The sequence below is a fragment of the Lentibacter algarum genome (assembly GCF_018860975.1).
GTDB lineage: Bacteria > Pseudomonadota > Alphaproteobacteria > Rhodobacterales > Rhodobacteraceae > Lentibacter > Lentibacter algarum_A.
The window spans coordinates 245,585-264,264 of the sequence record NZ_JAHKQI010000010.1 but is presented as its reverse complement, the minus strand read 5'-3'; the positions used below and the strand labels follow the sequence as shown (position 1 = coordinate 264,264).

Below are 18,680 nucleotides of genomic sequence, written 5' to 3'. Positions count from 1 at the left end.
GCGGGACTTAGGACCATTTCGTAGCAGATGCTCCAATGGTGGGCTTACATCAACTGCTGAGCGTTCGTTAAGTCTGCTTGCAGCCTAGCGTTGCGCTCTTGTGTGCGACCAATACAAAATTTAAGGTTGAAACAACGCCCAACGCGTATAGAGCATTGCTTGTTATTTTGTCACCGGCGCTGATGCGCTGCCCTCTAAAAAGGTATACTAAATGATCGTTCGGGAGCACCCATCGTCACTCCAGTTATTCTTCGTCATGCAAGGGTCGGTTGTACCAAGTATTATAGGAAAAATTCTCGGAATTGCCTTTTTGTCCATGGCGGCACTTGTGATTGATGCGCACGTGATCACGCTCCCTCAAATCTCGATTGCGGCCATGGGAATATTCGGTGTAGCTCTCTCTTTGTTTCTCGGATTTCGCAACAACGCGGCGTATGACCGGTGGTGGGAAGCACGAAAGCTCTGGGGGGCAATGATAGCAGATGTGCGCAACCTTGGGCGGCACATGAGCATCTTTGTTGGCAGAGACGAGGACCGTGCACGGATACTTTCTTGCGCAGTTGCTTTTGCTCACCTTCATCGGGGGTTTTTGCGAAACGTTGATGTAAGTGGCGATATTGTCGATTGGATCGGTGAGGAGAAAGCCACGGCAATGCTTGCACAGCAAAACCCGGCAGATGCAGCACTAAGGTCTATGGCTGTTCAGGTTGGCAAACTGGCTGGACAAGATAAAATCAGCGGATTTGGTCAACTCGCCATTTCTCAAACTTTATCTTCGGTGGCGCTCGCGCAAGCTGGGTGTGAGCGCATTCTTACAACGCCACTTCCCTTTGTTTATTCTCTACTGATACGTCGAACAACCTATCTCTATTGCTGGTTGTTACCCTTCGCACTTATCGAAGCTACGGGCTGGTTCGCTCCAATATTTGCAGCGGTCGTCGCTTATGTATTTTTCGGACTGCAAGCCGTTACCAATGAACTGGAACTTCCGTTTCGCAACGTACAAAACGGGCTTCCGCTTGATGCGATGTGTCGGGTAATTGAGATTTCGGTATCCGAGGCGCTTGGTCGCCCTGCACCAAAGGCTTTGACCACTGAAAATTTTGTTTTGACCTAATATCCGGGAAATTGTCACAAATGCTTGTTTTTGGCACTTGTCCAAATCACCCTGATTGAAGCTGGCAAAAAACCGTTCAAAACCTAAGTGGTTGTTGAGGGTTTTGGGCGCTCTCATAATTGCGGACATTCATGCAGCGCGCGGCATCGGGCAATGAGGGCGCAAAGCTGCCGTTCGCTGCCCTCACTCGGTATCGACCAGGATCGCGCCGTGGCGGCCTGCGGCTTCGACGGCTTCGTGGGCCGCGACTGTCTGATCAAGGGTGAAGACTTTGTGAATGCGGGCGGTCAGCGCGCTGTCGGCCAGGGCTTTGTTAACCGCTTTGATGGCGGCGGCGCGCTCGGCTTCGCGCAGGATGTAGACCAGCGCGATGTCGATGGTGACGGCTTTGAAGAGGAGCGTGCGGAAGGGCAGCGTTGGCGTCATATCAAGCTGTGAGCCGTAAGCCGAGATAACCCCGTTGGGGGCGATGACCTCGGCCAAAGTGTCGATGTTTGCGCCGAACTCGCACTCCACCGCGCGGTAGATGAGGTTTCCGGCGGTGGCCTGTAGGATTTCGGCGGCGAGGTCTTTTGAGCGGTGGTCAAGCACCACGTCAGCACCCGCGGCGATCGCGTGATCGGCGCTTGGGCCCGCCGAGGCCGTGGCGACGACGCGCGCGCCTGCCCATTTTGCCAGTTGCACGGCCATGAAGCCAACCGAGCCGCCCGCGCCGGAGACGAGCAGGGTTTTGCCCGACACGTCGCCGCCGCCGAACACGGTATGAGCGGCCGTTATTGCGGGGATGCCGAGGGAGGCGCCTGTGTCAAAGCTCTGTGCGTCAGCGAGCTTCACGGCCTGTTCGGAGGGCAGGGAGATATACTCGGCGCAGGTGCCATGAGCGCGTTGCCACTGGCCGTTCCAAAGCCAGACGCGCTGGCCGATGCGCGAGGGCTGCACGCCTTCACCGACGGCCTCAACAATGCCTGCCCCGTCAGAATGCGGGATGATCTGCGGATAGGCAGGCGTGCCGCCGCGCGCGCCTTGGCGGGATTTGACATCGGAGGGGTTAACACCGGAGCGCATGAGCCGCACGAGCACTTCGCCAGCCTTTGGCGTTGGTGTTTCTAGCTCTGAAAGCGTGAGCACATCGGCGGCGGGGCCGTGGGCTGTGTAAGTGATGGCGCGCATGGTTTTTTCTCCCTGAGTTACGGGAGTTGTGCGGCAGGCTTAGGGAAGGGTCAAGTGCAGCAGTTACGTCCGGCGCAGGCGGATGACCACGTCGACGCTGGCGATCTCGGCGTTGGCGGGCGCATCTGGCAGGTTGGTGATGTCCATGCGCTCGGTCGCGGCGTCGGTGAGTTCTCCGGTGTCCTCCCAGAAGAAGTGGGGGTGCTCGGAGGTGTTGGTGTCAAAGTAGCTTTTTGAGCCGTCGACGGTGATTTCGTGCATGAGGCCCGCGTCGCAAAACGCCCGAAGCGTGTTGTAGACGGTTGCAAGCGAGACTTGGCCGCTGGCTTTGGCGGCGTCAAAAAGGCTTTCGGCGGTGACGTGACGGTGATTGCCGTCGCCGACCAACAACTCGGCCAGCGCGAGGCGTTGGCGTGTGGGCCTCAAGCCCGCGCCTGAGAGCCAGTTGGTGCTGCGGATCTTGGCGGTTTGCGGTGTCATTTGGTCACTCGTTTGGCCGGTTGTTACGCAGGTAATATAGGAGCAAAACCCCGCTGTTTACAAGCATTTGTGCGCGGGTGGCGCTTAAGCCGCATGTGCCAAGCCTTGCAGGAAGGGCGGGGGCGGTGCTAGAGGGGTGATAACGCATATTATAGTTGACAGAAAGGTGCCTTCATTCATGGCTCAGTATCCTTCAAGTTTTGACCGTGACGACCTGTTGAAATGCGCCCGTGGCGAGCTGTTTGGCGAGGGCAACGCCCAGCTCCCCGAGCCGCCGATGCTGATGATGGATCGCATCACCGAGATATCGGATGATGGCGGCGCGCACGGCAAGGGGCATGTTCTGGCCGAGTTTGATATCACGCCTGACCTCTGGTTCTTTGACTGTCACTTCCCCGGCAACCCTATCATGCCCGGCTGTCTTGGCCTTGACGGGTTGTGGCAGCTCACCGGCTTCAACCTCGGCTGGCGCGGCTGGGAAGGCCGCGGCATGGCCGTTGGCGTGGGCGAAGTGAAGCTTAAGGGCATGGTGCGGCCGGATCGCAAGATGCTGACCTATAAGATCGACTTCAAAAAGGCTCTGCAGTCGCGGAGGCTCACAATGGGCGTCGCTGACGGGATCGTCGAAGCGGATGGCGAAGTGATCTATGAAGTGACCGATCTGAAGGTGGCGCTGAGCGACGCTTGAGGGGCGCGCGTTGCGCAGTGAATGCGCACACAGGGTGGGGGTGCGCGGTGTATGCACATCTTGCGGAGGATGGATCTTTTGGAGTTTATTCTGCTAGCGTTTCTTGGCATTGGGGTTTGGTTCCTTGTCCTGAGAAATAAGAACAAGCGTCGCTATACGCCTCGGCTAAGACATCCAGGCCATCACAGAACGGTTCAACCCAGAACCGTCGCAGAAAAAAGAAGCGGGCCTTTTGATCGAAGCAGTTCAAGGCCTGCGCCTGTTCAGACAGAAATAGTTGGTCGGGCCTATGTGGTTGACGGCGATACAATCACTATTAAAAAAACCCAGATCCGATTGTTTGGTATCGATGCGCCAGAAATGAACCATCCTTTCGGCGTTAAGTCGAAATGGGCGATGGTGGCTTTGTGCAAGGGGCAGACCATTCGCGCGGAAGTTACCGAGCAAGATGCTTTTGGCAGAACTGTTGCAAAATGCTACTTGCCAGATGGGCGTGATCTTTCAGCTGAATTGGTCAAGCAGGGGTTGGCGATTGACTGGCCAAAGTTTTCCGGTGGCATTTACCGTGATTTGGAAGTTCCTGACGCGCGCAAGAAAATGTGGTTGGCGGATGCACGGCAAAAAGGCCGGATGCACGTTTGGGAGCAGTTTGACTATGACAAACAAAGGCAGCTCCAATCTAAGCCAAGGTGAATGGCTGTTGGAAACATGCACGAATAGCTCCATAGGCGCGCATCGGGTCACATTGCATGCCTTGCAATGCGACGGGGCCGCCCCACCACGGCCCGACGATGCGCGGCAAGCACCTTGCCCCCCCGCCCACGCTGTCTTACAGATAGATAAGCAGTTTAACAGGAGGCTCATATGCGCCGAGTAGTTGTCACAGGGATGGGTGTTGTCTCATCAATCGGGAACAATGTTGAAGAGGTGCTTGCCTCGCTCAAGGCGGGCAAGTCGGGGATCACCGCGAATGCCGACATGGCCGAGCACGGGTTTCGCAGCCAGATTGCTGGCAATGTGAAGCTTGATGTTGCCGAGCACGTCGACAAGCGCACGCTGCGCTTTATGGGGCCGGGGGCGGCTTATGCCTATATCGCGATGGGGCAGGCTATTGCCGATGCGGGGCTTGAGGAAAGCGATGTTGTGAACCCGCGCACGGGGCTTGTGGCTGGCTCTGGCGGGCCTTCGACGAGCGCTATGCTTACTGCGCATCAGACCGTGTTGGAAAAAGGCGCGCCCAAGCGCATTGGGCCATTTGCGGTGCCAAAGTGTATGTCTTCGACCGTTTCAGCCAACCTTGCAACAGCCTACCAGATCAAGGGCATCAACTATTCGATCACCTCGGCCTGTTCGACCAGCTTGCATTGCATCGGCAATGCGGCAGAGCAGATCATGATGGGCAAGCAAGACATCATGTTTGCGGGCGGCGGCGAGGAGCTTGACTGGACGCTGTCTTGCCTGTTTGACGCCATGGGCGCGATGAGCAGCAAATATAACGACACGCCCGAGAAGGCCTCGCGCGCCTTTGACGCCAACCGTGACGGTTTTGTTATCGGTGGTGGCGGCGGCATTTTGGTTTTGGAAGACCTTGAGCACGCGCAAGCACGCGGCGCGAAGATCTACGCAGAGGTCACAGGCTACGGCGCGACCAGCGATGGCGCCGACATGGTTGCGCCTTCCGGCGAGGGCGGCATGCGGGCGATGAAACTGGCCTTGGCCACTCTGCCAGAGGGCCGTCAGGTTGATTACATCAACGCCCACGGCACCAGCACGCCGGTTGGCGATGTTGGCGAAGTGGAAGCCGTGCGGGCTGTCTTTGAAGGCGGCAAGCAGCCGGTGATTTCTTCGACCAAGTCGATGACAGGCCACTCGCAAGGGGCCACAGGTGCGCAGGAGGCGATCTATTGTTTGCTGGCGCTTGAGCATGATTTTATCATTCCGTCGATCAACGTTGAAACACTTGATCCGGCGATCAAGGAAGGCGAGATTGCCACGCAACTCGTTGAAAACGCTGGCCTTGATAGCGTGATGACCAACTCGTTCGGCTTTGGTGGCACCAACGGCTCGATGATTTTGAGCAAGTTTAAAGGGTGAACAGCATGGGGTCGATGACAGGAAAACGCGGGCTGATCATGGGCGTCGCCAACGAGCGTTCGATCGCTTGGGGCATTGCCAAGGCGATGGCCGAGGCAGGCGCGGAGCTGGCCTTTACTTATCAGGGCGAGGCCTTTGGCAAGCGGCTTGAGCCACTGGCCGAGCGCGTTGGCAGCGACTTTATGGTTGATGTTGATGTCACCGATGACGCCTCTTTGGACGCCGCCTTCAGCCAGCTTCAGGAACGTTGGGGAACGATTGATTTTGTCGTTCATGCGATTGCGTATTCGGACAAGAACGAGTTGACGGGGCGGATTTTGAACACCTCGCGCGATAACTTCAAGAACTCGATGGATATCAGTGCGTATTCCTTCATTGAGGTCGCACGGCGTGCGCATCCGATGATGGAAGAGAACGGCGGCACGTTGTTGACGCTGACCTACATGGGCTCGACGCGGGTGACGCCGAACTACAATGTGATGGGCGTTGCCAAGGCCGCTTTGGAAGCGACAGTGCGCTACTTGGCGAATGATCTGGGGCCGGAGGGTATCCGCGTGAATGCGATCTCGCCGGGGCCGATGAAAACGCTGGCGGGGGCTGCGATTGGCGGTGCACGGGCGACGTTCAAGCACACCGACAAGAACGCGCCTTTGCGAAGCAACGCGACACTTGAAGCAGTCGGCGGAACGGCGGTTTACTTGGCGTCTGATGCCGGGGCTTTCACCAGTGGTGAGATAATCCGTGTTGACGGGGGCTTCCACGTTCTGGGCATGCCGCAACAGGAAAACCTGTAAAGCTTCGAATTTGCTGCGCAAATCCGACAAACTGGGGGCTAGCCCCCAGACCCCCAGGATATTTTGACCAAGAAAAAGGGTGCGCGTTTAGCGGGCGTTAACCTTGATGTGTGAACATTCACGGGCGTCACAGGCTGGAGAGCCGATGGGCGTCGAAGGGAAAGCCGCCTCGTTCTGGTGATGTCTTATTCGTGTCAGGCATAACCGTTTAGGAACGGGGCGCACCTTTGGCTTTTCTTTTCGCAAAAATACTCAAATTCCAACAGTCAGGTTTTGCGGAACGTCAGGTAGTGTGGTGTTCGGCCTTCGCGTAGAGCTTTTTGTTCGTAGCGGGTTGGTGTCCAATCGGGCCACGCTGTGCGCCAGTCGTTCGGGGTCTCGGCGAGCCATTCAAAGCCCTGCATTGGCACTTCTTCGAGGGTTTGGCGGACGTAGTCTTTGATGTCTGTCGCGACGCGAAAGATTGCACCTTGTTTGAGCTTGCGTGACAGGGGGGCAAGGTGTTCTTCGGTGACGAAACGGCGGCGGTGGTGGCGTTTTTTTGGCCAGGGGTCAGGGTAGAGCAGGAAGGCGCGCGACAGGCTTGCGTCGGGGAGCACGTCGAACATGTCGCGGGCGTCGCCTGCGTGTATGCGGATGTTGTCTGAGCCAGCTTCACGGATTTTACCCAGCAGCATGGCCACGCCGTTGATGTAAGGCTCGCAGCCGATAAACCCGACATCGGGGTTTTGCGTGGCTTGATGAACCATGTGCTCGCCGCCGCCAAAGCCGATTTCAAGCCAGATGTCTTTGCCCGGGAACAGCGCTTCAAGGTCGAGCTGTGTGCGCTCGGGGTTTTCTTCCCAGCTCACAGCGCCGGGGGCGAGTTTGGCGAGGTCTTCCTCGAGCCATGCTTCTTGCGATGCGCGCAGGCCTTTGCCTTTGAAACGGCCGTAGAAGTTGCGCCAAGGCGCTCCGGAGGGGTGGTTCTTTGGGGTATCATCACTCATGCGGCGTCTTTAGGCGGCAAGGCGGCGGTTGTCAAAGGCTGGCTGAGGGGCGCGCTTTTATGGCGTCATACCATGCCTGTGTCGCGCTGTTGCCTTCGGGGATGCGCTGTTTGATCACGCGGGCGAAGTCGGTGAAGACGAATGCGGTGAGGTCGGCCAGTGAGAACTGCTCGGAGGCGAGGTAGGGGCTCTCGTTCAGGCGCGTTTCCAGCATGGTGAAGAAGGCGTCTACCCGCTTGAGACCACGTTCGGCAAGGGCGGGAATTTGCTCCAGGTTTAGAGGGCCGGGCAGGGCGCGGCCTTTCATTGCGGGGTGCGCATTGCGAAAGGCTTCGGCGATAGGGGCGCCGCCTTGGCTTTCAGCGATCGCTGTCCACATCATGATGCGGGCTTTCTCGTCGGGTGTGGTGCCCATCAGCGGCGGCTTGGGGTGCTTGGCTTCCAGATACGTGGCGATTGCGAGGTTCTCGGTGAGGGCGCTGCCTTCTTCAGTGATCAACACAGGGATCGTGGCCCGCGGGTTGACTGCAAGAAAGCTTTCCGAGTGTTGCTCGCCTTTGATCATCGAGATGTCGCGCGTCTCGATGTTCAGGCCTTTTTCAGCGATGAACATACGCGCGCGGCGGGGGTTTGGGGCCGTGGAGCAGTCGTAAAAGATCATGTCTTGTTCCGTGTAAGCCAGATAGCGGGCAGGGTGACGATATACATGGTGATGCCGTAGACACCCGAGGCGACGGCGTATTCACCGATGCCCTCTGACATGGAGATCAGGCCCGCAACTGTGATGCCAAGCGTGGCATTTTGCACACCAAGTTCGAGGGCGATGGCCTTTGCGTCGGCCCAGGACAGCCCTGTGAGGCGCCCGACACCTGCGCCCAAGAGCAAAAGCAGGATATTGAGGGTGATCAACAGCGGGCCGAGCGTGCCGATGTTGTTGATGAACAGCTCCCAGTTTGTGGCAAGTGCGGCGACAGTGATGATCAAGAAGAGCACGCTTGCGAGCTTATACATGAAGCCCTCAATGCGCGTGGCGAAACCGGTGGCAAACTGGCTAACCATGAGGCCGATGAACACCGGCAGGGCAGTGATCGCGAACATGGCGACAGCGATTGATGTAACGTTGATCTCGGGGGCTTGGGCCCCGAGTGTGGCGGTTGCGGCCCATGCTGTGAGCAGGGGCACGCTAACAACTGACAAGAGGCTGACGACGGCTGTAAGGGTGATCGACAGGGCTACGTTCGCCTGTGCAAAGCGTGTGAGCATGTTTGATGTCACACCGCCCGGGCAAAATGACAGGATCATCACCCCGAAAGCCATAGCTGGCGGCAAGCTAAACACCTGCAAGAGCAAGTAGGCCAGCGCGGGTATGAGGGCGATTTGCAAGGTGATGCCGATTGCCACGGGCACGGGGCGGGCCACAACGCGGGTAAAGTCACCGAACTTGAGGCCGAGGCCGAGTGAAAACATGATGATTGCTAGCGAAAGCGGCAGTGCGACCGAGATAAGCATAGTGTCCCCCTTTTTGCGGTGAGCCTGGCTTAAGTTATGTTTTAAACATAGCTTTCCGTAACGTCAAAGTTGATCAGATCGGGCGCAGGCGTGTTGATGATCGCTTCGATCTCCTCGTCTGACATGCCAGCGGCTTTGAAAACCGCGATGGTTTCTGCGTCGATCTCGGGCATTTCAAAACGCGCCAAGGCCTCTTTGGCCTCGGCAATGTAGGCTGTCTCGGCACCCTGTAGGGCCTTGGGTGTGGGCTGTGGTGCGGGGTTTGGCTCTTTGTCCCAGATCACACGCGCAAAGCGGGTGCCGCTTTCATACGGGCCGGCGATCGTGTCGTAAAAGAACAGCAGGCGTCCTGTGTCTGGCAGGGCCGAGCCGGGGGCATTGGCGAGGTCGATTTGGCCGATGAAGCTCAGGGGGAGGGCTTTTGAGATATGGGTTGTGACTTCTTGGCCGTAGAACTCAGCGTTCTGGGTTGGGGCCGGGTTGAGCAGCGGGCCTGCTGTGGGCCAAGTAATTGCAGCCGACATGACAGGTGTGCCGCCCAAGAAGGTGTGATGTTCGGGCGCGTCTGGTGCGGTGGTGAAAAACAGCACCGGCAAAAGCAGGGTGGCAACCTGATCGGCAAGCCCGGAGGGCAATTGAGCGGCGATTAGCTCGATTAGCTCTGATCGGTTCATGCGTTTGCCCTCAGTTGGTGAGGACGCCTGCCTCGGTTAGTTCACGGCGTGAGGGATACCACATTTCCTCGCGCAGAGCGATTGTCTCGATGGCAAACACCGGATCGACACCGCGATCGACGAGGTAGGATAGCAACTCATGGGCCTCGCGATAGGTGTCGCGGTAGCTCCAGCTGCCGAACTCGAAGGGCGTGTCCCAGCCTTCGCTTTCTTTTTCGCTTTCGTAGTAGCGCTGCATTGAAGACGCGCTCCAGCTGCGCGAGTGAAAGCCGATCTTGGAGCCGCGCGTCAGGCTGCGGTTGGTGCCGGCCAGCAAGAGCATGACACAAGAGCTGCTGCACCGCCCGTTGACCACGGTGTCGAGCTCGAAGTCGACGATGATGCGCGAGATTTCTTCGGCGCTCCAGACCGAGCCGCCGGAGCTGTTGAGCTGCACTGTGGTGATGTTTGTGTTGGCGCGCAGCACTGACAGGAAAGCGGCGATATCGGGCTTGTCGATTTCGCTGTCTTCGGTGGTTGTGGTGTCAAAAACCAGCGTGTCGCCTTTGACCGTGAGATCAACCATGTTCACCTCCTCTGCCCAAACCGTCGCGCTTGTGAGCGCGAGGCCGAGTGTGAGGGCTGCAACTTTGCAACTGGTGAACATGGTTAAGATCCTGATTATACGGCCTTAGAAAGGGCGTCGGCGAGGTCGGTGCGCTCCCAAGAGAAGCCTCCGTCCGCTTCTGGCGCGCGGCCGAAGTGGCCGTAGGCGGCAGTGCGCTGGTAGATGGGCTTGTTGAGTTCAAGGTGTGTGCGGATGCCGCGCGGTGTGAGGTCCATCGTTTGGTCGATGGCTTTCTCGATCGCGGCATCTGGAACCTTACCGGTGCCGTGGGTGTCAACATAGATTGACAGAGGTGCGGCCACACCGATGGCATAGCTGAGCTGCAAGGTGCAGCGCGTGGCCATGCCCGAAGCGACCACGTTTTTAGCCAGATAGCGCGCGACGTATGCGGCCGAGCGGTCAACCTTTGTCGGGTCTTTGCCCGAGAACGCGCCGCCGCCGTGGGGCGCTGCGCCACCGTATGTATCAACGATGATCTTACGGCCAGTGAGGCCTGCGTCACCATCGGGGCCGCCGATGACAAACTTGCCTGTCGGGTTAACGTGCCAAGCTGTGTCGGCTGTGATCCAGCCATCTGGCAGCGTTTCGACGATATAGGGTTCTACAACCGCGCGCACATCTTGCGATGTCATGGAGGCGTCGAGGTGCTGTGTTGAAAGCACGATAGAGCTTACGCCAACGGGCGCGCCGTCGCGGTAGACAACCGAGATTTGCGACTTGGCGTCGGGGCCGAGCGTTGGCTCCTGGCCTGACTTGCGCACTTCAGCGAGGCGACGCAACACGGCGTGGCTGTATTGGATCGGGGCGGGCATCAGCATGTCGGTTTCCGAGCAAGCATAGCCGAACATGATGCCTTGGTCGCCGGCGCCTTCTTCTTTGTCTTTGGCTGCGTCAACGCCCTGCGCGATGTGCGCCGACTGTTCGTGCAGAAGGTTTGTTACCTCGACAGTGTTCCAGTGAAACTTGTCTTGCTCATAGCCGATATCTTTGATGCAGGCGCGGGTGATGGCGTCGATCTTGCCCATGTAGTCGGCAAGCTTGTCTTGGTCTGCGAGGCCAACTTCTCCGCCGATCACAACGCGGTTTGTTGTGGCGAAGGTTTCTGCAGCGACGCGGGCTTCAGGCTCTTGTGCGATGAAGGCATCGAGGACAGCATCAGAGATGCGGTCACAGACTTTATCGGGGTGGCCTTCAGAAACGGATTCCGAGGTAAAAACATAATTTTGACGTGACATTGAAAGTGCTCCGGTTTTGTTTAATCCGCCCCTTCAGGAAGCCGTCGGGGCAGTTGAATGCGGCCCTCGTCGCGTTTGCGGAGGGAAATGTCAATGAAGATCAGTTGCGCAAGCGATAAAACAGAGATGAACTTGCCAGCAAAGCAAGCATCAGCGCGAGGGCGAGCCAGTCGCCTGTGCGGGAGTAGAGTGTTGGTGGCAGCGGTGGCAGTAGGGGCGCGTCAAGGTAGCCAGCGGTGCCCAGCGGGAGGCTGGCGAGAACGCGGCCATGCGGGCCGATCATTGCCGAGACCCCGGTGTTGGCGGCGCGGATCATGGGCAGGCCTTGCTCAATGGCGCGCATGCGGGCTTGGCTAAGATGTTGGTGCGGGCCGGAAAACTGACCAAACCACGCGTCATTGGTGATTTGCAGCAGGTAATCGGGCCGCGTGGGGGCTGCGGAAACATCCTGAGGGAAGACCGCCTCGTAGCAGATTAGCGGCAGGGCGGTTCCGAGGCCTTCAATGTTCATCAGCTGCGGGCCGGGGCCAGCGCTATACCCGTTGCCGTGCTGGGCGGCGAGGCCGTGAATGCCAAAGCGCGCCAGAAAATTCCCGAGCGGCATATATTCGCCAAAAGGCACGAGGTGATACTTGTCATAGAGCGCGCGGCGTGTGCTTTGCCCGTCGAGCATGAGCAGTGAGTTGTAGAGTTTTGGGCCGTCAAAGCGTTGAAGGCCCAGCACAACAGGCGTGCCATTTGCGGCCTCTGCTATCTGCTCCAATGCGCCGTCCGCGCGGCCCAGCGTCCAGGGGATCGCGGTTTCGGGCCAGACGATGAGGTCGGGCTTGCCGTGGGCGCCAGCTGCTTGGGTATATTCAAGCTGGCGCTCCCAGAAGGTCGGTATCAGTTCGGGATCCCACTTCTCGTGTTGGGCTGCGTTGGGCTGGATGAGGCGGACGGTTGGGCCGTGGAGAATATGCGCATAGTTGAAAGCATATCCACGTTCAAAAAAGAAGCCGACAAGCAGAGCCAAGAGCGCAAGGGCTGGGCCTAGGCGCGCTCCTTTTAGGCCTGCTCCGAGTGCAGCTGCGAGTGCGAGCGTGAACAGCGTGAGGCCGTGCGAGCCGATGAAACTGGCGTAGATTGCCAGTGGGGTTTCTGACCAGATGTAGCCGATGAGCGCCCAAGGGAAGCCTGTGAACACATAGGCGCGGGCAAGCTCGGCCAGTGCCAGTGCGGCGACCCAGCCTAGCGCACCACGTTTGAAGGCAGCGGCGGAGGCTGCGGCCCAGAACAGCGCAAGACCGCCAGACATGAACAGCAGTGCGAAGGGCGCCATCCAGCCGTGTTTCCATGGCTCGATGAAGAACGGCTCAACGATCCAGACCAGGGCAAAGGCGAAGTAGCCGAGCCCTGCAAACCAGCCCGTGAGGGCCGCGGCGCGGCGTGTCGCGGCGGCTTGAGTGAGCGTGAAGATGACCGCAAAGCCTGCCAGGGCCACAGGCCACATGGCAAAGGGAGCCAGCCCGAGCGCGGCGATCACGCCACTCAGCAGCACAAAGCCGCGATCGCGCCAAGCCGACACGTTAGGCCTTTGAACGTTTGGGAGGGCGCACGCGCAAGCGTTTGATGCGGCGCGGGTCAGCGTCGATCACGTCAAACTCGACGCCTGTCGGGTGTTTGACCACCTCGCCACGCACCGGCACACGGCCTGTGAGCATGAAGACTAGGCCACCGAGGGTGTCGATCTCCTCAGAATCTACGTCTTCTACATCGGTGAGCGAGAGGCCGAGTTCGGCTTCAAACTCGTCGAGCGGAGCTTTGGCAAACGCGAGGTAGCTGTCGTCGGGCTCTTGTGTCCAGAGGGCGGCATCTTCGGCGTCGTGTTCGTCTTCGATCTCACCGACAACCTGTTCGATCAGATCTTCGATGGTGGCAAGCCCGTCAACGCCGCCGTATTCGTCGATCACCAAGGCCATGTGCTTACGCTCGGCCTGCATTTTGGCCAAGAGCACGCCGATTGGCATGGATGGTGGCACGAACATCAGCGGGCGCAGCATTTTACGCAGCGCAAAGCGGCCCTTGGAGCCGCCGTTGAAGCCGTAGCCAAGGGCGAAGTCCTTGAGGTGAGCCATACCGATGGGCGTGTCGAGCGTGTCTTCAAATACGGGTAGGCGCGTGAGGCCGCTGTCGCGGAAGACTTGGACGAGCTCGTCTTTGGTGATGGTGGCGGGCACGGAGATGATGTCTGCCTTCGGGATCATCACATCTTCTACAGCCATGCGACGCAGGTTGAGAACCCCATGGGTAAAGTCGGGGCCGGCGTTGGAGCGGGGGGCTTCGGCGAGCGGTTCTCCGGTATCGGTGGGGCTGAGCGCCCCGATGATACGGCCAAAGAAACTGCTGTTACTGCTGGGATCAGCGGGGGATGCCGCTGCCGTTTTTTTGTCTTCTTGCGCGCTCAGCGCTGCGCTAGAAGATCCGTCTGAATTGTCGCCCATGGCACCTTTCCTGAGCGGGATTCCCGCTGTTACACGTCTAATATGGGTCAGCGAGCCCCAGTTTGCCAAGTATTTCAACTTCGAGCGCTTCCATGAGCGTGGCATCTTCGTCACGTATGTGGTCGTAGCCGAGCAAATGCAAGGTCGCATGCACGATGAGGTGCGTCACATGGGCGGCAAACGGCTTGCCCTGTTCGGCGGCTTCACGGGCGCAGGTTTCATAGGCGATGGCGATATCCCCGAGGAAGCCCTCTGACGGGCCGGTTGTGTCGGGCACGCCGGGGGCCGCGCCGGGGAGGGCTGCGGAGAGGTCTTCCTCGGGCCAACTGAGCACGTTTGTCGGCGTTGGCTTGTTGCGGAAGTCGGTGTTGAGCGTGGCAATGCGCGCGTCATTGCAGGCGAGCAGGGCGATTTCGTGGTTGGCAGCGGAAAGGCCGAGGTGCGCCAAGGTCATTGTCGCGGCACGCTCGGAAAGGGCGGCGAGATTATGGCTTTCCCAATCAGGGGCCTCAAGGATCAGATCAACGAGCATAAAGCGGGACTAAAGGATTTGAAGAATGGGGGCCAGCCCCCAGGTCACAAACGAGTTTGTGACCTCCCCCCAGGATATTTTTACCAAGAAAAAGGTGGGAGCTGGCGTTGCTCAGCCTACTGGCCCGTCTTTGTCGTAGGCTTTGATGATCGCGGCGACGAGAGGGTGGCGCACGACGTCATCAGCGGTAAAGTAGTTGAAGCTGATGCTGTCGATGGATTTGAGCAGGCGCTCGGCGTCGGACAGCCCCGAGGTGATGTGCTTGGGCAGGTCAACTTGGGAGCGGTCGCCGGTGATGACCATACGCGAGCCTTCGCCCAGACGCGTCAGGAACATTTTCATCTGCATGGCGGTGGCGTTCTGGGCTTCATCGAGCACCACAAAGGCGTTGGAGAGCGTGCGGCCACGCATGAAGGCCAGCGGGGCGATTTCGATGCGTTTTTCCTCAATGAGCTTGGCCAGTTGCTTGCCTGGCAGAAAGTCGTTGAGCGCGTCATAAAGCGGCTGCATGTAGGGATCGACTTTGTCTTTCATGTCGCCGGGCAGATAGCCTAGCTTCTCGCCAGCCTCGACAGCAGGGCGGGACAGAATGATGCGATCAACATGCCCCTCGATGAACATGTTCACGCCGACGGCGACCGCGAGGTAGGTTTTGCCGGTGCCAGCGGGGCCGATGCCAAAGCCGAGGGCGTTTTCATAGAGCGCCTGCACGTAGGCCTTTTGGGCGTCGGTGCGCGGCTCGACAGTTTTTTTACGGGTTCTGATCTCGACGCGGCCGGCTTTGAACATCTCGATCTGGCCGCCCGGTGCGGTGGGCTTTGCGGGCTTGGTGTTGCCGATGCGGTTGTCCATCCTGTACTCGCGGTCAATGTCTGCGGGCTCGACTGTGCGGCCCTCTTCAAGGCGTTCGTAGAGATGTGTGAGCATATCCTCAGCGGCTTTGGCTGTGGTTTCGTCACCGATGATCACCAGTTGGTTGCCACGCCGCACTATCTGAACGCCGAGCTTTTGTTCGATGTCCGAAAGATTGCGATCATACTCGCCGCAAAGCTCGACGAGCAGGCGATTGTCTGGGAACTCGATGTGGGTTTCTATGAGTTTGTCGGGGTCAGAGACAGATGTGTCAGCGAAGGGCGGTTGTGTTGAGGCGGTCAATCAGATCTCCTGAGAGTGGTTGGTTGGCTTGAGAACGTCTTTGGTTAGGCATAGGGCGCGGCACTGGGCGGTTCGATTAAAAAGGCCCCGGCGCGTAAACACCGAGGCCTTTAAATTGTTGTGTTCGCTAAACAACCTTAGAGCGGATCGTTGACTGTCTGGTCGCCTTTATACGGGCCGATGGCCGTATTGGGCGGTGCGATGCCTGAGCAAACCGGCTTGCCGTATTTGTCGAGGCGCTGCGAGAGGTAGCCTTCGATGCCATCGTCGATGATCCAGTGGTCGCAACCGTTTGGATCAACCCAGATGCCTGCGACGAGGTTTGACAGGTGCTCTTCTTCGCTTGGGCCTTGGCCGTAGTCGAATGTTTTGTCGGTGTTGACACGACCGCCGCCGCCTTCACCTGACAGACCGGCGATAACGCCTTCTGTACAAGCTGAAAGCACGAATGCGCTGGTTACGAGCGCAGTGATTTGGAAAAGTTTCATAATCGCTGTCCCCTTAACGTACACAGATGATTTCGACGCGGCGGTTCTGGCTCATGCCACCCGCTGAGCCGTTTGAAGCGACGGGCATGCGCTCGCCGTAGCCGCGCACATCGGCGATGCGAGCACCGGTCGATTTGGCAACTGCTGCAACGGCGTTGGCGCGGTTGTAGCTGAGCTTCATGTTGTAGGCATCAGAGGCGCGGCTGTCGGTGTGGCCGGCGATGATGAATGACGTGGCCTGTGCCGAGCGGAAGAACTGCTGCAACGTGGCTTTGCCTGACGCGCTAATGCGGTAGCTGTTGGTGGCGAAGAACTGATCGGAGTTCATCACGCCGCAAACGTTACCACGGTGGCAGACCGGGATACCCTGACGGGTTGTGTGCGGTGTCATATAGCCTTCAAAGCCGTCATCCATGACCCAATGTTCGCATCCGTCCGGGTCGACCCAGATCGTTGGTGCATATCTTTCGCCTGTTACGACGCGTGTTCCTTGCTGCGCTTCAACGGCGCCGACGGTCATCGCCGCGCCAAGAGCAAAGGCAGCGAGGCTGGTTACTGATTTGGAAAGCAAATTCGCCACAGCCGGTGTCCCTTATGTTGTTACCCCCGCCAGTCTCCACACCGAAATTAGTGCAAGTGGAGCTGACACTTATGAAGAGCAGTTTAACAAATTTGTTAGGGTTGTGAAGCGCTGATATTACAATATCTTGTGGTCATTCATGCGGAATTGCCAAAACAAGCGGTGTTTTTGCCCGATTGGCAATTTGTACCGACCGATGGTGAAGCTTCTCAGCGCTGCTAAGGGAATCACTTCAGGGCGGCGGTCGGCGGCACTTGGTTGCAGTGGCTAACTTTGTTGAGCATGCCAAGCGGGTTCATAGCGGATTGTGGAGGGTTCTGCAGCGAATGGCGGGGTTGAGGCTAAAGTGCCTAATTTCTGCTTTGCAGCTTTTGCAGCTAAAGTCTGCTATGAGGGGATGCCAAAGTCTCAGCCAGTTTTCCGATGATCGCGCGCATGCGTTGCGAAAGGCTCGCTTCGCGGCGTGCAGAGATCAAAGACGAGTAAACTTCAAAATGCCTGGAACGCGGCGGTGTTTGGCAACCTTCGTGCGTGGTTGGATTTGCCTTCAGTACCGAGAGGAAATCCGCGGGGATTTCATATCCGCGGACCCCGCGTTGGCTTTGTCCCACTGACTATTATACCAGCATGGGGCATACCCTTGCCAAATGCCCTTCTAATGCCGAACCGGAAACCCCTGCGCCAAAGCTGCCGCAAACCCGTAGAAGAGTGCGTCAATTTCCGTGTCTGGACGCCCCACAACGATCGCGCCGAAGAAATTCACCGAGAAAGACACATGCATGACCCCAGTGAACAACAAGTCGACATCCATATCTGATGACACATTGCCGCTATCCTGTAACCGTCTGACACGGGCGCGAAAATTTTGATCCGCGAGACCATCGATATGCACACCTCCCATATTTCGAAACTCGGCATCAATGGCGGCGCGGCTGACGATCAGCCGCACGATGTCTTCGTCCTTCAGATCGTCGCGTAGCTTTGCATGCAGGTAGCTGTATATCTCGCCTTCCAAGGTATCCTGCGGCGGATAGGACAACTCTCCCTCTCTGCGGCTGGCCACGAACTGATCGGTCAATGCAGCCAGCAACCCCTCTTTGCCGCCGAAATACCGGCTGATCAGCGATAGGTTCGCTTCGGCCACCTCCGCAATCTCGCGTAGCCCGGCTGCATCGTATCCGCGGTGGGCGAACACGGTGCGTGCCGCATGGAGAATGCGGGCCTCGGTCGCGGCGCGATCTTTTACGATGCCGGCTTTTTTCACTGCTATCCCTCCGTGTGAACAACTGTTTACACGCGCCGGACCTCACCGTAAAGTAAACATACGTTTACACATAGAGATTCGGAGTATCCTTTATGATTGGCCTTATGCGTGCCGCTATTTTCGAGGCCCTGACACTCCTCACCCTGTTTTGCGTGGCGATGCCATTGAAATACTTTGCAGGTATGCCGCAATTCGTTTCTGTCATGGGGCCATTCCATGGCTTGGCCTTCGTGATTTTCCTCTGGTTCGTAATCCGATCCTGGGCGGAAGGCCTGATCGGCTGGACTGGGGCCGCGCGCCTTTTTGTCGGTGCGATGATCCCCTTCGGTGGCTTTGTCAACGAGCGCTGGCTGCGCCGAAAAATGGAAGAAAAATGATGCTCTACGATCTCACCAAAGCCGCACATCTGATTGCACTCTTTGTTTGGGTCGGCGGGATGGCCGCAGTTGCCCTCGCACTACGATATCCAGCCTTGATCCATATGAAGTCGTTGAAAGCCTATGACAGGGCGGTGTCGTCTCCTGCGATGATCATCGCTCTGCTTTTAGGCATATCGCTGGGGGTTCAGGGCGGCTGGTTTACATCAGCATGGTTGGGGATGAAGATTGTGCTCGTGCTTGGCCTTGCGGGGTTGCATGGTGCTCTGGTCGGTAAACTGCGCCGAGCGGTTCAGGACAACGCGCGTGAGGCAAAGCCCAACGGAAAGGCATTTCTGTTTGTTGGGCTGGCCCTTTTGACGTTGATCATCCTTCTTGTGACGATCAAGCCATGACTATTGCATCGCGTTGCTAGATTGGGGCTAGGCTCTCTTTTTCGCAAAT

General features: G+C 58.1%; 23 protein-coding genes and 1 riboswitch. Of the genes, 7 read left to right on the top strand and 16 right to left on the bottom strand.

Annotated features, from left to right (window positions below; genetic code table 11):
* Nucleotides 1-211: 211 nt before the first annotated feature.
* On the top strand, nucleotides 212-1,117 hold the full coding sequence (locus tag KO498_RS16580) for a bestrophin family protein (protein ID WP_215961031.1): 906 nt from the start codon (nucleotides 212-214) through the stop codon (nucleotides 1,115-1,117).
* Nucleotides 1,118-1,300: 183 nt separating this feature from the next.
* On the opposite strand, the gene KO498_RS16575 is transcribed toward KO498_RS16580, so the two are convergent.
* Both KO498_RS16575 and irr read right to left on the bottom strand, forming a co-directional pair.
* Nucleotides 1,301-2,287, bottom strand: coding sequence for an NADPH:quinone reductase (locus KO498_RS16575; protein WP_215961030.1), 987 nt, complete (start codon nucleotides 2,285-2,287; stop codon nucleotides 1,301-1,303).
* Between the two features lie 63 nt (nucleotides 2,288-2,350).
* Complete coding sequence (gene irr, locus KO498_RS16570) at nucleotides 2,351-2,767, bottom strand: Fur family transcriptional regulator Irr (RefSeq protein ID WP_215961029.1); 417 nt, start codon at nucleotides 2,765-2,767, stop codon at nucleotides 2,351-2,353.
* 178 nt (nucleotides 2,768-2,945) lie between these two features.
* Between irr and fabA the strand changes: the two genes are divergently transcribed.
* The 4 genes from fabA to KO498_RS16550 all read left to right on the top strand — a co-directional run bounded on the left by fabA (nucleotide 2,946) and on the right by KO498_RS16550 (nucleotide 6,343).
* A complete protein-coding gene (gene fabA, locus KO498_RS16565) occupies nucleotides 2,946-3,455 on the top strand; it encodes a bifunctional 3-hydroxydecanoyl-ACP dehydratase/trans-2-decenoyl-ACP isomerase (protein ID WP_215961028.1) in 510 nt (169 codons plus the stop codon).
* Between the two features lie 69 nt (nucleotides 3,456-3,524).
* Nucleotides 3,525-4,148: a thermonuclease family protein gene (locus tag KO498_RS16560; RefSeq protein WP_215961027.1), complete on the top strand. Its 624-nt coding sequence runs from the start codon at nucleotides 3,525-3,527 to the stop codon at nucleotides 4,146-4,148.
* Nucleotides 4,149-4,319: 171 nt separating this feature from the next.
* Nucleotides 4,320-5,549 (top strand): beta-ketoacyl-ACP synthase I, encoded by a 1,230-nt coding sequence (gene fabB, locus KO498_RS16555; RefSeq protein WP_215961026.1) that lies wholly within the window; start codon nucleotides 4,320-4,322, stop codon nucleotides 5,547-5,549.
* Nucleotides 5,550-5,554: 5 nt separating this feature from the next.
* Nucleotides 5,555-6,343: an enoyl-ACP reductase FabI gene (locus KO498_RS16550; protein WP_215961025.1), complete on the top strand. Its 789-nt coding sequence runs from the start codon at nucleotides 5,555-5,557 to the stop codon at nucleotides 6,341-6,343.
* 266 nt (nucleotides 6,344-6,609) lie between these two features.
* Here the strand turns inward: KO498_RS16550 and trmB are convergent, their stop codons facing one another.
* From trmB to KO498_RS16485, 14 genes are all read right to left on the bottom strand, one after another.
* Entirely contained in the window at nucleotides 6,610-7,332 is a 723-nt protein-coding gene (gene trmB, locus KO498_RS16545) for a tRNA (guanosine(46)-N7)-methyltransferase TrmB (protein ID WP_215961024.1), read from the bottom strand.
* 31 nt (nucleotides 7,333-7,363) lie between these two features.
* Entirely contained in the window at nucleotides 7,364-7,993 is a 630-nt protein-coding gene (locus tag KO498_RS16540) for a glutathione S-transferase family protein (protein ID WP_215961023.1), read from the bottom strand.
* Nucleotides 7,990-8,841 carry a bile acid:sodium symporter family protein gene (locus KO498_RS16535; protein ID WP_215961022.1) on the bottom strand — a complete coding sequence of 284 codons (852 nt, stop codon included), beginning with the start codon at nucleotides 8,839-8,841 and terminating at the stop codon, nucleotides 7,990-7,992. The genes KO498_RS16540 and KO498_RS16535 overlap by 4 nt, the downstream gene beginning before the upstream one ends.
* Nucleotides 8,842-8,882: 41 nt before the next feature.
* The gene (locus KO498_RS16530; protein ID WP_215961021.1) at nucleotides 8,883-9,515 is read right to left on the bottom strand and encodes a DUF1963 domain-containing protein; all 633 of its coding nucleotides are present in this window, start codon (nucleotides 9,513-9,515) and stop codon (nucleotides 8,883-8,885) included.
* Between the two features lie 10 nt (nucleotides 9,516-9,525).
* Complete coding sequence (locus KO498_RS16525; protein ID WP_252731512.1) at nucleotides 9,526-10,161, bottom strand: hypothetical protein; 636 nt, start codon at nucleotides 10,159-10,161, stop codon at nucleotides 9,526-9,528.
* A gap of 14 nt (nucleotides 10,162-10,175) precedes the next feature.
* On the bottom strand, nucleotides 10,176-11,357 hold the full coding sequence (metK, locus tag KO498_RS16520; RefSeq protein ID WP_215961020.1) for a methionine adenosyltransferase: 1,182 nt from the start codon (nucleotides 11,355-11,357) through the stop codon (nucleotides 10,176-10,178).
* Between the two features lie 6 nt (nucleotides 11,358-11,363).
* Nucleotides 11,364-11,413, bottom strand: a riboswitch (SAM-SAH riboswitch).
* 44 nt (nucleotides 11,414-11,457) lie between these two features.
* The gene (gene lnt, locus KO498_RS16515) at nucleotides 11,458-12,924 is read right to left on the bottom strand and encodes an apolipoprotein N-acyltransferase (RefSeq protein ID WP_354667676.1); all 1,467 of its coding nucleotides are present in this window, start codon (nucleotides 12,922-12,924) and stop codon (nucleotides 11,458-11,460) included.
* Between the two features lies 1 nt (nucleotide 12,925).
* The gene (locus KO498_RS16510) at nucleotides 12,926-13,840 is read right to left on the bottom strand and encodes a hemolysin family protein (RefSeq protein ID WP_215961019.1); all 915 of its coding nucleotides are present in this window, start codon (nucleotides 13,838-13,840) and stop codon (nucleotides 12,926-12,928) included.
* 37 nt (nucleotides 13,841-13,877) lie between these two features.
* Entirely contained in the window at nucleotides 13,878-14,372 is a 495-nt protein-coding gene (ybeY, locus tag KO498_RS16505) for an rRNA maturation RNase YbeY (protein WP_215961018.1), read from the bottom strand.
* A gap of 111 nt (nucleotides 14,373-14,483) precedes the next feature.
* Entirely contained in the window at nucleotides 14,484-15,467 is a 984-nt protein-coding gene (locus KO498_RS16500) for a PhoH family protein (protein ID WP_354667682.1), read from the bottom strand.
* 197 nt (nucleotides 15,468-15,664) lie between these two features.
* Entirely contained in the window at nucleotides 15,665-16,015 is a 351-nt protein-coding gene (locus KO498_RS16495) for a hypothetical protein (RefSeq protein WP_215961016.1), read from the bottom strand.
* Between the two features lie 13 nt (nucleotides 16,016-16,028).
* Entirely contained in the window at nucleotides 16,029-16,535 is a 507-nt protein-coding gene (locus tag KO498_RS16490; protein WP_215961316.1) for an OmpA family protein, read from the bottom strand.
* Between the two features lie 437 nt (nucleotides 16,536-16,972).
* Nucleotides 16,973-17,206 carry a YdeI/OmpD-associated family protein gene (locus KO498_RS18440; protein WP_354667675.1) on the bottom strand — a complete coding sequence of 78 codons (234 nt, stop codon included), beginning with the start codon at nucleotides 17,204-17,206 and terminating at the stop codon, nucleotides 16,973-16,975.
* Nucleotides 17,207-17,250: 44 nt separating this feature from the next.
* A complete protein-coding gene (locus KO498_RS16485; RefSeq protein WP_215961015.1) occupies nucleotides 17,251-17,859 on the bottom strand; it encodes a TetR/AcrR family transcriptional regulator in 609 nt (202 codons plus the stop codon).
* Nucleotides 17,860-17,951: 92 nt separating this feature from the next.
* On the opposite strand from KO498_RS16485, the gene KO498_RS16480 reads away from it, so the two are divergent.
* Entirely contained in the window at nucleotides 17,952-18,236 is a 285-nt protein-coding gene (locus KO498_RS16480; RefSeq protein ID WP_215961014.1) for a DUF3817 domain-containing protein, read from the top strand.
* Nucleotides 18,233-18,631 (top strand): CopD family protein, encoded by a 399-nt coding sequence (locus tag KO498_RS16475; protein WP_252731511.1) that lies wholly within the window; start codon nucleotides 18,233-18,235, stop codon nucleotides 18,629-18,631. Before KO498_RS16480 ends, KO498_RS16475 begins: the two co-directional genes overlap by 4 nt.
* The last annotated feature ends 49 nt before the right edge of the window (nucleotides 18,632-18,680 follow it).